This window comes from Moorena sp. SIO4E2 (assembly GCF_010671945.1).
Taxonomy (GTDB): domain Bacteria; phylum Cyanobacteriota; class Cyanobacteriia; order Cyanobacteriales; family Coleofasciculaceae; genus Moorena; species Moorena producens.
The window spans coordinates 1-12,747 of record NZ_JAAHIE010000179.1 but is presented as its reverse complement, the minus strand read 5'-3'; the positions used below and the strand labels follow the sequence as shown (position 1 = coordinate 12,747).

Here is a 12,747-nt window from a genome sequence, read left to right as displayed (position 1 = left end):
GTAGGGAATAGGGAGTAGGGAGTAGGGAGTAGGGAGTAGGGAGTAGGGAGTAGGGAGTAGGGAGTAGGGAGTAGGGAGTAGGGAGTAGGGAGTCAAAAATTATCACAATTCATTAGTGAGAGTTGGCAGTTGTTCAGAATACTGAACTTGAAAAGAAGTCATGACTGAAACCACCGTTGATCAGATTCGATTCACTACTGCAGACCTAGATCTTTTACCAGAGGACGGTAATAGATATGAAGTTATCGATGGAGACCTGTTTGTGACCAGATCCCCCCATTGGAACCACAACAAGGTGGTGGGAAGACTATACAATGCCCTTGATTCCTGGTCTTTAAGTGATAAGGGCTATGGTGAAGCTGTCCTAGTTCCAGGGATTGTTTTTGACCAAGAAAATGCTGTTGAACCTGATGCTGTCTGGGTTTCCGACAAGAATCGCTTGCCACAGATGCTGGATGAAGCAGGCCATTTAACTGAAGCGCCAGACCTGATCATAGAGTCTTTATCATCAGGAACTCAACATGAGCGTCGTGACCGAGAGGTAAAACTGAAACTCTATTCAGTGCGGGGGGTTCGGGAATACTGGATTGTGGATTGGCGCACCACTAAACTTGAGGTTTATCGGCGACAAAATGCTAAGCTTACCCTAGTCGAGACACTGTTTCCTGGAGATATACTGCGATCGCATTTACTTCCTGGTTTTGAGGTGCAGCTCCAGATTGTATTTTTCTAAAAATAATGATGGGTTGGTAAGAATCGAACAGTAAGTAGGTGGGTTTAATGATCCGTAAAATAGCGATTGAGATTCAAAATGGTGAAAAGCTATTTAATACAGGCTTTCAGCTTCATGATCCCATTCTGAGTTTTAACGTTTATTTATGCCCACCTACATAGGGTCATCTTACCCCACTGGGACTATCGATCTCCCCCGAAAAAAATCGCTCTCCACTTTAGAGAAACTCAGATGAAGTCCCAACTGTTTTGCTAATCCCTGAACCTGGGGATCTTGTATGATCGTATAGTGGTCTCCAGGGATTGAATAGGCTTCAACCCCACCTAGAGCTAACTGTTGCCAAGCCATCATTCCTTTAGTTGTCTTCTGTGATTCTTCAGCACAGAAGAGCACAATCTTGCCAATATAAGGTTGAGGAACATACCGATGTAGAGCTTGACGATTAGCTTGAAACACTTGTAACCAGTAATACATCTGCTGGAAGTCAGCCTCTGGTGGAAAGATTGCCGCAGCTTTAGCCGCCTCGACAATCACAACCAACTGCTGGTGCTCCTCTAGGTTTCTCAACTGCTCAACAGAAACAGCCAGGGATTTACTATATAATCCTCCCAAATCTTGAGCGATCGAGGCCAATAAAGTTGCCCTGTCTTCAGGTTCGTCAGAAGGTTTTGCCATTGGCGGATAGCTATCGATCAGAGCAAGTAATGCCACTTCCTCCCCGCTATCAGTCAATTGTTGTGCCATCTCCCAGGCAATCAGACCGCCCAAAGACCAGCCGCCAAGCTGATAGGGACCTTGAGGCTGTACTTCGCGCAGGGCTGCGATATACTTAGTTGCCATCAGTTCAATGCGGTTAAGAGGCTCTTGTTCTCCGTTAAATCCTAGAGCTTGTAAGCCATAGAACCGTTGTTCCTCTCCCAGATAGCGAGCCAACGCCTCGTAACACAGAACATGACCCCCAATGGGATGAACACAGAAGAAAGGAGACTGACTGCCGAAGGGCTGAATCGGCACCACAGGAGACACCGATTGTGTCACCGTTGGTTGACTCAGAAGAGAGGCCAAATGTTCAACCGTCGGCTCCTGTAACAAAGTTGCTAAGGGAAGATGTTGACCAAACTGTTGATGAATCCGCGTCATCAACTGCATAGCCACGAAGGAAGAGCCTCCCAATTCAAAAAAGTTATCTCGGATGCTAATCGGATGAACTTTTAAAAGATCAGACCAGATTTGGGCGACTTGGTGTTCAACCTCATTTCGGGGCAAAATAGCATTCTTAATCTCCGTCACACGGGAAAAATCAGGGGAGGGCAACGATCGACGATCTACCTTTCCATTAGCCGTTAGAGGCAAAGCTGGTAGACTCATCAGAGCCGAAGGCACCATATAAGATGGCAACTTTTGCACCAGAAAGTCCCGTAAGTTAGTGGTAGTCAGCTCAGATTGATCGTAGGGAACAAAATAGCCCACTAGCTGCTTAGCCCCCTGAACATCACCAATCACCGTCACAAGGCAGGACTTGACTCCAGGATGTTGATGCAACACGGCTTCAACTTCTCCACATTCAATGCGGTAACCCTGCACCTTGACCTGAAAATCTTCTCGACCTAAAAACTCAATATTGCCATCAGGTAAATAGCGCCCTAGGTCACCTGTTCGGTACAATCGCTCACCCGAGGTAGGATGGATGATAAAACTAGCTTCAGTTTTCTGCTCATTTTTCCAGTAGCCTTTAGCTAGACCTATGCCACCAATATAAAGCTGTCCTGGCACCTCAATGGGACAAGGTTCGAGTTCGTCGTTAAGAACGTAAAACTTTTGGTTAGACAGGGGCTGACCATAGGGAATACTTTTCCAGTCAGGATTAACAGTGACTATCGGATAAAAGATTGACCAAATTGAGGCTTCTGTTGCTCCTCCCAAACTAACCACCTGTACCCCTTCCACTAAGCTTTGAAGCTGAGTGGATAAGGTCAAGGGGAGCCAATCTCCACTGAGCATCACCAACCGTAAGTAAGGAGACAAAAGAATCCCTGTGCTGACACTCATTTCCGTCCCTAACTGCATCAGAGCCGGAACCGAATTCCAAACCGTAATCTGATGCTTATTGAGAAGTTCCAGCCAGTGAGTCGGCTCTTTGAGCTGGGCTGCTTCAGGAAAAACAATGGTTCCTCCTGCGGCTAGGATGCCGAAAATATCGTAAACTGAGAGATCAAAGTTAAGAGAAGATAAGGCCAGAACCTTGTCATCTGCTGTGATCTCAAAACGCCGGTTAATATCAACTACTGTATTGACTGCACCGCGATGGTCAATCATGACCCCTTTGGGGACACCAGTGGAGCCTGAAGTGTAGATCACATAGGCGAGATCCTCCCCTTGCTGTAGAGGCTCTAAAGGTGGGGGAGCAGTAGGGGGGATTGGGTTCGTGTCTACACAAATCCGCCCCACGTCTTCTGGCCAATCCAGACTTTCATCCAACCAGGATTGAGTCAACACCAGTTGTAAATCACTTTGTGCCATCAGGTACTGACGACGCTCTAAGGGAAGTTCGGGATCGATAGGAACGTAAGCAGCACCTGCCATCAAAATAGCCAAAACCCCAACAACCTGCTCCCAGCCTTTTTCCATTACCACACCAACCAGTTGATTGGGGTGCGCTCCCCTCTGTCGCAGTTGGTATCCCAGCCAACCAGCCCGTTGATACAGATCTTGATAGGTCAGGGTTTGGGTCGGTGCAATCACCGCCACTTGCTGCGGTTCCTGGACAGCTTGGTTGATAAATAAAGTGTGTAGGAGTTCCGGCTCTACGGGAACCTCTGTATCATTGATGGCGGCTTGAAGTTGATAATGCTCGGCAGGTAATAACTGTTTGGGGGCTTCCTGCAAAGCCTGATCGCCCTCAGCCAAACAGCGGAGCAAACGAATATAGGACTTAAACATATCCTCGATCATCCCTTCAGGGAATAGCTCCGGTACATAGTCCCAGTTGAGAACCAACTCCCCTTTTCTTTCCCAGGCTTGATGGTCGATAAAGACTTGCGGCACTCTGAGTTGAGTATAAATCTGTTGCTCCCAGAGATTGGGGCAGGCAACTTCCTGACCCGTTTCCTGCTCTTGAGCAACTGTGGCACGATTGGAAACAAGGCTCACAAATGTCACCGGGATGGTCGGCCTTGGTGCCCCTCCTTGCAGTCGGTTGAGTTCTCGCACCACTTGAACACCACTGACTTGACTGTGTTCGAGATCGCTCCAGAGTTGTTGCTGTAATTTGATGGCTTTGTCTGCAAAGCTCGCACCAGAGGTAGGGTTGACCTCTAATAAAACCGTGGTGCTGAAGTTGCCCAGAATCTCATTGACTTGAGTATGTAAGGGAAGACGGTTGAGATGTAACAGGGTCAGGGTAAAGTGGGAATTTTTGCTCCAAGTTGCTAGAATCTGTGTGTAAGCTGCACACAAGGCTAAAGAAGGTGTAATCCCTTCTGCGATCGCTCTGCCCTTGAGTTGCTCCCAGAGAGTGCGGGGTAAGGTTTCACTCAGGTGAGCAAATTGGGAAGTCCTCAGTGAGTTAGGCTGTTGAGCCAGGGGTAACTCTGGTCCAGGAGGGAGTGTGGACAGACGATTCTGCCAATACTGCCAAGATTGCTGGAAGGATGGGGTGTTTTCCAAGGTTTGACGGGTTAGCACATAATCCCTAAAAGACAGTTCTAACACGGGCAACTGTTGGTCAACATTGTGATAAATTTGAACCCATTCTTTCATGAGAATCTGACAACTCAAGCCATCAATAATCAGAATGTCAAAGCTAAAGTGTAACAGACATTTTTCTTCACTAAAGCGGGAAACCAAAATATCAAACCGAGGCCACTGATCCCTAAGGCGAGAGGGGTAAGAGAGGCGATCGCGCAGGGCTTGAAGCCGACGAGAGACTTCTGGCTCTTCTAGTCCCCGCAAATCAACCATTTCAATCTCATAGTCAGGCACCTGGGCTAAAATTTGTTGCTCTCCCGTTGGCAAAATGATTGCCCGTAACATCTCGTGACGCTCGATTAAGCGTTGCCAAGCTGCCGACAGTCTTGGGAGATCCAAATTATCCCATTCGATTTCGCTATAGAAATGAGCAGGACTGCTCAACTCGACTACCCCATGGTTCCCAACCCAGTACGCCTGCTGCATTTCGGTCAAGGGAAAGGGTTGGTATCGCTCCTGAAACTGAGGCACAATTTCCGGAACGGGTTCAGTGGTCGGGGCATTGACTTGGTTGAGCCAGCCGACTAATTCATCTTTACGTTCTTTTAGGACTTCCCGTAGTTGGGGAGAAAGACTGCCCTTTGGGGCGCGAATCCGCAGTTGCTCTCCCTCAACGGACAAGTGAATGCGACGGTCAGTGAGTTCGGTTAGCAGTTCCTGTAACATCATAATGTAATTTCCTCCAGTTCTTCTTCCATAAGTGACGGGGCAGTGGTAAGGGAAGAAACCACATCAGTCAGCGCCCATTGAGTAAGTCCCCAAGCACTTAATTGGGTAATGCTGGCTCCTCCCATAATTTTCATGGTAGAAACGTCTAAATTCAGCTTTTGTTTCAGTTGATTACTCAGTTCTAACGCCATCAAAGAATCCAGGCCTAAGGTGGTTAAGGGTTGTTCTAGACCAATCTTGCTTGGTGACATTCCTAAAACCTGAGCCACTTGTTCTTTGAAACGAGACTCGATTAACCGTTGGCGCTTTTCCGGCTCAGCCGCGAGAATTTCCTGCTGCCAAGAAGACGTGGGTGCTGTGTTTTCCTCTGATAAAGGTGATGGGATAGCTTCTTTCTCCAGAAAATGAGCAAATCGTGCCCCAGTATTAATCGGGGTTAGCTGGGCTAACTGTGTCCAGTCGAGGTGAGCAATCCCAATACAGGGAGCTTGCTGTTGTAGTAAAATTCCCCAGAGGTTAAGCACTCTTTCTTGAGACAAGGGACGAATACCCATTGCTGTCAGTTGTTTAAGCCGCTCAGCAGTTGTTTCCTCAAAAGATTCCCATTGCAACATCAGTGCCGGTAAACCTTGGCTGAGACGACTGCGGACTAGGGCGGCTACAACAGGGAGCGTCACACTTTGAGATTTTTCTTCCCCTAAACCCAAAAGATTAGACCCCCGACAGGAAATAACGAAGAAATCCAAGGCTTCTTTGAGGGTGTGATGATGTAAGTGCCAAGCCCCACTCCCTCCATCTTGAGCCTGAGTTGAGTAAATCAAGCCTCGAAGGGGAAGTTTGCTTTGACACACCTGATCAAGTGTCTGTTTCACCGCCTGTTCTTGGCTAAAATTAGTTTGGGCGATCGCCACTGCAACACCTTTTTCTTTTAAAGCCTTCAAAAAAGGAGAACTTAAGGGCACCTCACGATCACTCATCAGGATGAGATGTCGGGCTCCCATGGCAGCCAGTTTCTGAGCAGCGGCAAAGTCAAATTGATCTAAATTACCAGCAATGAGGTAAGTTCCTTCCGTCTTTAAGGTACGAGGAAACTTCCTGACAAAGGGCAACCATGCGATATGTTCTCTGACAGACACCACTAGTTTGCCAATGGGTTTGTGTTGGGTTAAACAACTCAACCCATTGAGAACTTTTGAGAGGGGGAAGACGCGATGAGGTAGAGGAGACAAACATGCTGTCTTAATCCCTTCTCTGACAAGGCTCAGGAGGGTTTGGACTAAATCAGGTTGCTCTAATAAAAGTTGTTCTAGGTCTAAAGTAAAGAACGCTCGGTTGTGTCCCAGACCTTGTCGTCCCCATAAGGGATCTGTGGTACCGGTTTCTAACCAACAACCGCCAGAGGTTAACAAGGAAAACACTCTGCTAGGAAGTTCTGTGTCTAAAGCATTGAAAATAAGATCAAACCCTTCTCCCGCAGTCACTTGGGTAATTTCATCCACCAGAGTGGCTGACTGGAAATTGATCACCGATTTGCTTCCACCAAGCCGTTGCAGTAGCCCTTGTTGTTCAGAACTTTCTACCACCGAGATGATCACTGCGCCAGCGTTACGGGCGAGTTGCCATACCGCTAAGCCTAAGTCACTAGCTGCTCCTAAAATTAACAGGCGATCGCCAGCCTTGAGCCGCCCGCAGTGATCTAAGCTATAGTAAGCAGTCAAAAAGGCAAAGGAAAGAGTTGCGGCTTCTTCAAAACTCAGTTGAGGCGGTTTGGGAACAACAAAACGAGCATCGGTAGTTACATGACTGCCTAAACTTCCAGAGGCTAAAGCGATTACTTCATCACCAACGTTTAAGTCAGACACACCAGCCCCAATGGCAGTAACAATGCCAGCGCACTCAATGCCTAATCCTTGTCCCGGTAGCACCCGTTTCATCTCTCTGGTGTTAAGACCTGTGACGTGAACTTTAAGGGTCACTTCACCCTGATTAGGTACCGGGGTAGCTATAGACTGTAAAACCAAGCTATGAAACGATGGTTCAGGCGTTAAAGTTAAACGCCAAGATTCATCCTCCTTCAAGGTGATGGTTTGAGGATTCAGCGATCGCGGCAGTAATCGACGAACGTAGCGAGTTTGTCCTCGTAAAAAAATTTCATCTTCGTTATCGGGGGTGCTAATTTCTGAAATCAAAGACTCAATTTCTGCTGTAGAACTTGTCAGACTCAGATTAACTTGCCGACACCGTAGGAAGCTATTTTTGTCTTCTAAGAGTTGACCAAAACCCCACTGCGAGTCTTGTGCGAGGGAAAGAATTTTTGGTGAACTATCTACCGTTTGAACGCCACGGGTCACCCACCACAGATTCTGAAAAGGAACCTCTTTGAGAGACTTTAAGACTTCGACTAAAGCGAAAAGACTATGGTTACTCATTTCCAGAGGTGAAGTTGGGGTCTCAACAGACTGATCTAAACTCCACAGATGGACGATGCCCTGTAAGGGGGTTTGCTGATGGATTAAGGTAGAGAGGAGTTGCTGTAAGTCCTCTGGCCGTTCTCGACGAATCTGAAAGTGGGTCTGCTCGAAAGACTGGTAACTGTCTCCCAAAGTTACCCGAATTGGTGTCTCTCCAAGCTCCTTCAGCCGTTGAGCCAGTCGCTCTCCCACACCAGTGCTGTCGCTGAAAATCAGCCAGGGATTAGGGGTTGTTTGGGGGGGAGGCGATAAGGAGGGTTCATGAGTTACCGCCCCTTGCTGGGCAAAAATGACCGTGTGTAATGCATCAACTTGAGCCGTGTCCCCTAAACCAGCTGCTTCCGTAAAGCCGACCTCGGTTAACAGGGTTTGCCACTGGGATAAGGTGAGTAGGGGATAGGTGGGACGTAACTCTAAATCACAGAAGTGCCACCATCCTTTAAGTAACCCGAAGACGAGATCGACCCAACGGGGAGCCTTAGTCATCTCCAACATTAACAATAATCCCTTTTCTGTTAACAGCCCTTTGACTCGTTTGAGTACCTGACGTAAATCAGTGGTGGCATGAATAACATCGGAAGCCACAATTAAATCGAAGGAATGGGGGTCAAATCCTTGTTCAATCAGGTCTTTTTCCAGATCAAGAGCAGCTGTCTTAATAAATGGATACTCTTGAAACTTCTGAACAGCTTGAGCAGCAAACAAGGGAGAAATGTCAGTAAAGACATATTCCGTCTGATTTTTCGGGAGCATAGGCAGCACATAAGAAGTCATGCCACCGGTTCCGCCGCCAATCTCTAAAATGCGTAAGGAGCGTTCCGCTGGGAGTTGTCCCACTAGCTGGGCGATCGCCTGCTGCACCAGAAGATTGTATATCCGGAAGGTGGGGGAGTCTTGATAAAACTGCTCACCGGTTGTCACTGAACCTTCAGGAAAGACCAATTCTAGGGGCTCAATCTCGCCACGTAACACTTGCGCTAAGGATTGAGCACAACGTCCTAAGAGAGTGAGTTCAGCGGGATAGGCAGGAAATTGCTTGATCAGCCTCTGCCAAGTTGTTTGAGGAGACAGGAACTCAGGGATACGAGAAACTTGCCATTGAGCAGGACCACTTTCCCTGAGAATGCCGTCTTCTGTTAAGATGGCGAGTAAGCGACCGATTAACCGTTGATGTTGGGGCATCAGACCCAGTTGTTCTGATAAATCAGCCACCGTGAGGAACTGGTTGAGCTGCCACTGATAGCCTAGTTCCGCAAAAGCCTGAAAAATATAGGCTGTACACAGTCGATCTATCTCAGGTTCAACCAAATCATAGTACTGGATACGCTGTTGCTGTTGGGTCAAGCGGCGAGCAGTGGGTTCCAGAGCAGCCACAATCTGTTTGGGGGAGGGCAAATAATCCGCAGCTGGAGCAATGAAAGCTTGCTCAGGGCGAGGTTGTAACTTCCACTGATATTCGTAAAGTTCATCTTCATGATTTTGCGGTTGAACCTGTAAAGAGTTAAGTTGGAAACCTTCGAGTTCGGCTAAAACTCGACCAGATTCATCCATCAAGCGCACGTCACCTACAATCTGATCGAGACTTTGTTGCCTCAAAGAGGCATAACCTAAAAGCCGTCTTTGGGATATAGTTTCGTACAGTCGGATTTCCTTAATTTGAACAGCCACGTAACTCCCCTGAGAGGAAACCGCACTCAGTAGAACTTGAGCCCCGGCATCAAAGAAAATCGGATGCAGTAGATAATCCTCTTCAAGAGTGATATTTTCGGGTAATTCGATTTCTCCAAGGGCTTCCCCTTCTCCAATCCAGGCTTGGGTAATTGCCTGAAAACAAGGACCAGGGGCATAACCTTGAATGGGTTGGCGATAAAATTCCTCATGAAGCACCTGCCGAGGACATCGTTGACGAATCTCCTCCTGGTTAATTAAAGGAAGTGACCCAGAAGAGTCTAGGGACTCCAGCTGACCCACCGCGTGTAACACCCATTGCTCAGCCGTGCCCCGGGCTAAACTATAGATTTCCAAGGTGTGAGTGTGAGGCTGGAACCAGGACTGTACTCTGATTCCTTGATCCTCTGCTAAGAAAAGGGCTTGATGAAACTGGAGGACTTTAACGACTACCGATTCTCTTCCTAAGACTTCTCGAGCAGCGGCTAAGGCGGCTTCGACATAAGCTGCACTAGAATACACCACCCTCCCTTGGACTTGGTAATCGTACAGATAAGGTAAACGTTGCTGATCAATCTCTATTTCCCATAAGGGTTGAGCTGCCTCGAGTTTGGCACCGAGTAAGGGGTGAGTGGCTTGTCCTCGAAGGCATCCGTGATCAGTCAATTCTCCTAGCCGGATTTGTTGAGCGTCTTCTGATTCTTGCCAGTACACCTCTCGTTGCCAAGGATAGAGTGGTAGGGGGATGAAATGATACTCTCTGTCTTTATAGAATTGTTGCCAGTTCACCTTATACCCTTGGGTGTAAAGTTGACCGACGGTTGCCAATAGGGTTAGTTTTTCTGGGGTTTGACGGCGTAGGGATGGCAAGCAAGTTCCAGATGCTTGGGCATGATCGAGACATTCATTAATGGAATGTTTCAACACGGGGTGGGCACCAATTTCTACAAACAAATGACACTGATGCTCAATTAAGGTGGCTACGCCATCGACAAAATTCACGGGCTGACGCACATTCTGAACCCAGTAGGCTGCATCTAACGCTATGTCGTCCACTAACTTGCCAGTGACGCTTGAGACTAAAGGAATTTTTGGCGGTTGGGGGGTTAGAGATTGTAACGCCCCTTGAAGTTCTGGGGTGATTTCATCCATTAAAGGACTGTGGTAGGGAACTTCTACCTTAAGGAAGCGATGGAAAATTTCCCGTGCTTGTAAAGTTTTGGCAATGGCTTCTAAGGCGAAAGTCTCTCCAGCAAGGGTGACTGAACCCGGACTATTAATGGCTGCGATCGCAACTTCTGCTGTATATCCCTGTAAATATTCCCCAATGGCTTCTGATGACAGACCAACGGCCAACATCTTACCCCGACCCGCGAGTTTCCCTTGACAGCGACTCCGATGGACAATAACTTGTAGGGCATCTTCTAAGCTCAAAGCACCGGCCACCTGAGCGGCAGCCACTTCACCGACGCTGTGCCCGATAATCAGATCAGGTTCAATCCCCCAAGAACGCCACAGGGCAGCTAAGGCCACTTGTAAGGCAAAAATAGCCACTAGGGCAATTTCGGTTTCATGGATCCGGGACTGGGTTTCATCGGCGGTTAATTCTTCCCAGAGTGACCACTGAACCTGGGAGGACAACCCGCGATCGCACTGTTGGATCACTTCTCGAAAAACTGGTTCATCCAACAAACCTCGTCCCATGGCCCACCATTGCTGTCCCATGCCAGAAAAGACAAAAACCAGCTTAGAAGATTGATTCCTAACACAATGACCTATGGCTATCCCTGGAGCCGTTTCTTCTCTGACAAAGGCTTCTAAGCTTTCTTGTAACTGCTCACCCGAATCAAAGGTCAAAGCAAGTCGATAGTCATGATGACTGCGATGCCGACTGGCACTATAGCAGAGATTGCCGAGGCTAGACTCTGTCCATTGACCGGTGCTTAACCCAGTTAAATAGCGTTGGGCAAGATCTTGCAAGGCTTCTTGACTGCGAGCTGATAGGGGCAATAGAAATGGCGGTTTTCCTGGTTGAGACTCTGGGGTCAAGGGAGTCAAGGCCGGATCAACATTGGAAAGAACCACATGGGCATTAGTTCCCCCGGCACCAAAGGAATTGACCCCTGCCACACGCAAACCAGTGCCATTTTGTGGCCAAGATTCTAAGGTTTGTGGCACTCGCAACCGTAATTCCTCAAAGGGAATTTGAGGATTGAGTTTTTGAGAATGGAGATTGGGGGGAATCTGTCCATGTTTGATCATCAGTGCGGTTTTGATGACTCCAGCAACCCCGGCTGCCGGTTCTAAATGTCCAATATTGCTTTTTACTGAGCCAATGGTGCACTGATGACCTGGGGTGCGATTTTTGCCTAAAATGTTACCGATAGCAGTTGCTTCAATCGGATCTCCCACTGGGGTTCCTGTCCCGTGGGCTTCAACATAATGAACTTGTTCGGGCTTAATCCCTGCCCTTGTGTAAGCAGTCTCTAAGGCGGCTTCTTGAGCTTCGCCATTGGGAACCGTGATGCCTTTGGTTTTTCCGTCTTGATTGACAGCACTCCCACGAATCACGGCATAAATCGGGTCTTGATCGGCTAAGGCTTGGGTTAGGGGTTTGAGGATTATGACCCCGACTCCCTCGGCGCGAGCGTAACCATTAGCTTCTGCTGAAAAACTTTTACAGCGACCATCTGGGGAAAGAAATGACCCTTTACTGAACCCAATGCTGATCTCTGGTCGCAATATTAGATTTACCCCACCCGCCACAGCCAGGGAACACTCTCCTGTCCATAGGCTATGACAAGCCAAGTGAACCGCCACTAAGGAGGAAGAACAGGCGGTGTCAACCGCAATACTCGGTCCTCTGAGATCAAAGACGTATGAGAGTCGATTCGACGGGGAAACACTATTCCTGCCTGCGCCCGACAAGGTATGAGGACCAATAAACTCTCGTTGACTCGACTGGAATTGAATGTCTCCATAATCGTGATTGGCAACCCCGATAAACACTCCGGTATCTGTTCCCTCTAAATGTTCAGGGACTTGTCCCCCATCTTCAAACGCCTCCCAAGCTACTTCTAGGAGTAGTCGTTGTTGGGGATCAATACAATTTGCTTCCCTTGGGGAAATACCGAAAAATAGGGCATCAAATTGCTCTGCTTTTTCAATAAATCCTCCTTTTTTAGTATAAATTTTACCAACTTTTTCTTTATCTTGATGATAAAATTTATGAGCATTCCAGCGATCTGAGGGAACCTCTCTGATCGCATCAATACCATCAATAAGTAGTTGCCAAAATTCGGCTGGACTATTTGCTTGTCCAGGAAACCGGCAGCCAATACCAATAATTGCCAAGGGAGGATAAGCCAATAATTGAGAGTTTTGCTTAGAAAAATACATCCTGTTAGATTCACAAAATTGGACGTTATGTTATGTAACTTGACTTTGTAATAGGGGTAA

General features: G+C 47.7%; 3 protein-coding genes. 1 reads left to right on the top strand and 2 read right to left on the bottom strand.

The window, feature by feature from the left end; translation table 11 throughout:
- Positions 1-160 precede the first annotated feature (160 nt).
- Complete coding sequence (locus tag F6K37_RS18705; RefSeq protein ID WP_287251541.1) at positions 161-733, top strand: Uma2 family endonuclease; 573 nt, start codon at positions 161-163, stop codon at positions 731-733.
- Positions 734-901: 168 nt separating this feature from the next.
- Here F6K37_RS18705 and F6K37_RS18700 read toward each other — a convergent pair whose 3' ends face one another.
- Together F6K37_RS18700 and F6K37_RS18695 are read right to left on the bottom strand one after the other, a co-directional pair.
- Entirely contained in the window at positions 902-5,149 is a 4,248-nt protein-coding gene (locus tag F6K37_RS18700; RefSeq protein ID WP_287251540.1) for a non-ribosomal peptide synthetase, read from the bottom strand.
- The gene (locus F6K37_RS18695) at positions 5,146-12,687 is read right to left on the bottom strand and encodes a type I polyketide synthase (protein WP_287251539.1); all 7,542 of its coding nucleotides are present in this window, start codon (positions 12,685-12,687) and stop codon (positions 5,146-5,148) included. The genes F6K37_RS18700 and F6K37_RS18695 overlap by 4 nt, the downstream gene beginning before the upstream one ends.
- Positions 12,688-12,747: the final 60 nt, after the last annotated feature.

Excerpts from the sequence above, each read along its gene's own strand:
- F6K37_RS18705 (WP_287251541.1), top strand. The coding sequence starts at position 161 with ATGACTGAAACCACCGTTGATCAGATTCGATTCACTACTGCAGACCTA.
- F6K37_RS18695 (WP_287251539.1), bottom strand. The coding sequence starts at position 12,687 with ATGTATTTTTCTAAGCAAAACTCTCAATTATTGGCTTATCCTCCCTTG.
- F6K37_RS18700 (WP_287251540.1), bottom strand. The coding sequence starts at position 5,149 with ATGATGTTACAGGAACTGCTAACCGAACTCACTGACCGTCGCATTCAC.